Source organism: uncultured Neisseria sp. (genome assembly GCF_951230505.1).
In the GTDB taxonomy this organism is placed as follows: domain Bacteria; phylum Pseudomonadota; class Gammaproteobacteria; order Burkholderiales; family Neisseriaceae; genus Neisseria.
On sequence record NZ_CATNVN010000147.1, the window covers coordinates 1 to 4,551 of the forward strand.

General features: G+C 49.2%; 2 protein-coding genes. One reads left to right on the top strand and one right to left on the bottom strand.

The features are described 5' to 3' along the window. Nucleotides 1-156: 156 nt before the first annotated feature. Entirely contained in the window at nt 157-3,339 is a 3,183-nt protein-coding gene (locus Q1M25_RS08325) for a TonB-dependent receptor (protein ID WP_300483801.1), read from the top strand. Nucleotides 3,340-3,557: 218 nt separating this feature from the next. On the opposite strand, the gene nadC is transcribed toward Q1M25_RS08325, so the two are convergent. Then, on the bottom strand, nt 3,558-4,439 hold the full coding sequence (gene nadC / locus Q1M25_RS08330) for a carboxylating nicotinate-nucleotide diphosphorylase (RefSeq protein WP_300483802.1): 882 nt from the start codon (nt 4,437-4,439) through the stop codon (nt 3,558-3,560). Nucleotides 4,440-4,551: the final 112 nt, after the last annotated feature.

The window sequence follows — 4,551 nt, forward strand, 5'->3', positions numbered from 1 at the left end:
AAAAACATTTCCATATTATTAAAAATTAGTTAGAATTTCATAAAATTATAAATAATAATCAAACTTATTTGTATTATTTTAGTCAGAGTGCAATCGCATCTATTCGGTCTGTCTTGTTCAGACGGCCTTACCAATCAAGTTATATGGATACATTCTATGCAACCGATCAAAGTTACCACCCTCTCCGCCTGCATCGCCGCCATTGGTTTTGCACCTACCGTTTATGCTGCAGATAATTCGACAGTTATTCTCGATACCATCACTGTCAAAGGCACACGCAATAAAGACGAAATCGGTAAAAACCGCGTCTATACCCGCGAAATCGTCAATCTTTACAAAGGCAAAAACGAAGTCGAAACCTTCAAAGGCAACACCATATCCGACCTTTTGAGCGGTATGTCCGGCGTGTACAGCGGCGCGCTGGATCCCAATATACGCGGCGTACAGGGACAGGGACGGATTCCCGTTACCATCGACGGCATGGAGCAGGCGATTACCGTCTGGCGCGGCTACGCAGGCGCAAACAACCACAACTACGTCGACCCCAACATCATCAGCAGCGTTTCCATTGAAAAAGGTCCCTCGTTCAGCCGTGATATGAAAAGCGGCATAGGCGGCTCCGTCGCCCTGAAGACCATCGATGCCGACGATATTGTCCCCGAAGGGCAGAAATACGGATTTGAAATTAAGGCGGAGGCTGCCAATAATTCCATCAAGCAGCGTACCAATGTCTATGAAAAATCAGTCGATTATCGGACATTGGATGATCCTACCGTCGCACTCGGCGGTATTTGGCGGGCAATGTTGGACGATACCGACCGAGTCAGCCAACGTTTTAGCGGACGCAATAAATTTGGTGAGGATAAAGCCTACCGCATTGCCGCCGCCACCAAGCAGGACAATTTTGATGCCATGCTCGCCTATGCCTACCGCAGTAAAGGCAATTATTTTTCCGGTAAAAAAGGGGCGGAGCGCTACGGCTATATCGGTCCTTGGACGATGGAAACGGTAAATGAATTAAACAGGCAGATTGCGGATGCTGCGGCAAGAGGAGAAAAATTTTACGGCAGTGAAGCTATGCTGGGCGCACCCGATATTGCACGTATCGGACTTTTTTATCATCCGGGAGGAGAGGTAACCAATACTTCGCTGGAAAATAAATCATGGCTGGGTAAAACCACCTTTCGTCTGCCGAACCGCCAAACTTTGAAATTCGGTCTGCGCCACACCGACTCTACTTTCGGCGAAATCATGCCCTCCCGCGTCATTGGTCCGCTATTCAGTACGCCGGATAATCTGAATAAAATCGCCGAATGGCCGAGGGCATGGGTCAAGCAGCGTTCCTACAATATCGATTATTCATGGAAGCCCGAAGGCAGCCGTTGGATAGATTTCGATGCGTCATTGTGGACGACTCGTACCAAATCCAAAACCAATACAGCAGGCGGCTCACCCGGCGATGCCCTGTATGAAGACAGGGTGGACAATTTAATGATGTGGAAAACTGTGATGAGTCGCTGGAATACCTACAATGAAGAAACCAAGCGCATGTATGAGGCATTGGGTTACACGAAAAAACCAGATGTCGTTGAACAGCTTCCGAATACCAACGGGCGATTCAATACCATAGAGGGCAATGCCTACTATGCCAACAATACCCGCAACGGTTTCAATTTTTCCAACCGCATGAAGCTGCATGACAAGCTGACGTTGACTCTGATGGGTGACTTCCAAAATGAAAAATTGAGATCCCGTAATGAGTTTTCAGAAGAATTAAGTCATGATGGTTTGGATAAATACAGGGAAGAAATAGAGGCATCACAATTGGCTACCAATACCGAGCTGACAAGGTTCGGCGAGCCGAGGAACGGTAGGCGCAGAGAATGGAATTTTGGTTTCAATTTCCGCTACCAGCCGATGAGCTGGCTGACTTTGACAGCAGGAGCGCGCTATACCAACTTCAAGATACAGGACGACAACGAGCGGTTGAAAACCGGATTTGACAAATACAACAATCCCTTACAAGTCAATCGAGGTGAGGTATTTCAGTTTACCCGTGTAGCAACCGAGCAGGAATATCGTGATTATCTGAATGCGGTTAACAATGACGAATTCAATGCGGCAAGAGACAGTATCGTAATTGATGATAGAGGGGTGGCAATATTAAATCCCACTCCCCATAATGACGAAAACAGACCAAGGCTGGATAAGCTGAAATACTATTGGCGTAAAGACGATAGAGGTCGTCTGAATCCTGCTGACAACCCCTGGTTTACCGTTTCCGATTTACACAGCCAAACCGTCAATCCTGCCTACGATCCAAACGATCCGGACAGTCTGCGCACAGTCCAGAAATATACATTTATGCCTCGTAGCGACAAAATATACAGATCCCCGATTACCCCTGCTGAACTACAACGTGCCCACAAACAGGGTGGCAGCGGATGGGCTCCTGCATTCTCAGCCGCCGTCAATTTTACCGATAATGCCCGAGCCTATCTGCGCTATACCGAATCCCTACGTTTCCCCAGTATATTTGAGGGGACTTATGGCTTCTCGACTGCTGCGGGTTCATTTGCACGAATGGGATACGGTTGGCAGCCCGAACACGCCAAAAACTGGGAAGTCGGCTACATTCATGATTTAACTGGACTGTTTCCGAAAATGAAAAATGCGGATTTACGTATCAACTACTTCCGCAACAAAACCAAAAATATCATCGACAGGGACGAGAATTTTGAATTCGAGCAATTCGACAAACAAATCCGTACCGGCGTGGAATTGCAGGCGCGCTTTGATACCGGCAAATTTTTCGGTGGCGTAGGCGTATTGCGTACACTGAAAAATAAAGTCTGCGACAAATCTTTTGCCGTTTCCAGTGTACATGATTCCAGTTACTTGACTGGCGGCGGATTTATTCCTGCTCCCGAATGTAATTACGGCGGTTTGACCGATAAAGGTTATCTTGCCAGTATGGTTCAGCCGCGCTGGTCGGTTGATGCCGACTTGGGTGGACGCTTCTTCCACAACAAGCTGGAAAGCGGCATCCGCTTCCATTATCACAGCCGTGTGTATCAAAACCGCCGTACGGTATGGCAGGCATATTATGATCAATTAAACCGTATCAATGACTATAATCTTCAAGCGGATACAGATACCATGCGTTGGCAGCCTGTTGCCGTATGGGACGCCTATTTGCGCTACAAAATCGGCAAAAATCTGACCGCCGAGCTTGTGGGCAGCAACCTGACCAACCGCTACTACCTCGACCCGATGAGCCGTTCCTATATGCCTGCACCTGGGCGGACAATACGCATTGGGATAACTGGAAAATGGTGATGATCAATTAATCATTTTGAGAGTAAAAAGCCGTCTGAACATTGGGTTTCAGACGGCTTTTTACATGATGGCTTAGTTATGCCCTACTCTTTCATGTTATATGAAGGTTGAAGCTAACCTGCATAATTTTTATATCTTCTGCTTTGGAAGCAAAAAGGCTGCTTGAAAATGAAACGTCTATATTTCAGACGGCCTTTGCTTTATAGCAAACTCGAAATTTAAGCCACGAAATCCAAACCTATGTCCAACGAGCGGCTGCTGTGGGTCAGATAGCCGAGGGCGATGCCGTCCACGCCGGTTTGCGCCACGCGTTTCAGGCGGTCAAAGCCGATGCCGCCCGATGCTTCGCAATAGACGGCGTGGGGATGGGCGGTTTGCGTGTGGCAGCGGTTTGCCGCTTCTTTCAGGGTTTCGTCGTCCATGTTGTCCAGCAAAATCCGTTCCGCGCCTGCTGCGATGGCTTCGTCCAGTTGTGCCAATGTGTCCACTTCGATTTCCACGCAGGTCAAGGGTCCGACCGCCTGTTTTGCCTGCCGAACTGCTTGGGCGATGCTGTCACAATAGGCAAGATGGTTGTCTTTGATGAGGATGGCATCGTCCAAGCCCATACGGTGGTTTACGCCGCCACCTGCTCTGACGGCGTATTTTTGCAGGACGCGCAACAGGGGGATGGTTTTGCGGCTGCACACGATGTCTGTACCGTATTCGGCGACTTCGGCTACTGCGCGAGCGGTGGCGGTGGCGATGCCGCTCAAGTGTGTGAGGTAATTGAGTGCAGTGCGTTCAGCGGCGAGCAGCGCGCAGGCGTTGCCTTCGACGGCGGCAAGCGTCTGACCTGCGCGGACGGCTTGCCCGTCTCGGATTTCGGCTTGGAAGCGGACGGACGGATCCATCGTCTGAAAGGCGAGGCGCGCTAAATCCATGCCTGCGATAACGCCGTCCTCACGACTGATCAGGAAAAGTTTGGCAGTTTTATCGGGTGCTATAACGGCTGCGGACGTAATATCACCTCGCCTGCCCAGATCTTCGCTCAAGGCTTGTTCTACCATGGGGCGCAACAGGGTATCGGGTAGAGGAAGAAGATTGTTTTCAGACGGCATGGGGTTTCCTTTGTTGAAAAATATTGGTGTTGCACCGATGGGGCAAAACTTCATTTTATAGTGGATTAACTTTAAACCAGTACGGCGTTGCCTCGCCTTGCCGTACTATCTG

Excerpts from the sequence above, each read along its gene's own strand:
- Q1M25_RS08325 (WP_300483801.1), top strand. The coding sequence starts at position 157 with ATGCAACCGATCAAAGTTACCACCCTCTCCGCCTGCATCGCCGCCATT.
- nadC (WP_300483802.1), bottom strand. The coding sequence starts at position 4,439 with ATGCCGTCTGAAAACAATCTTCTTCCTCTACCCGATACCCTGTTGCGC.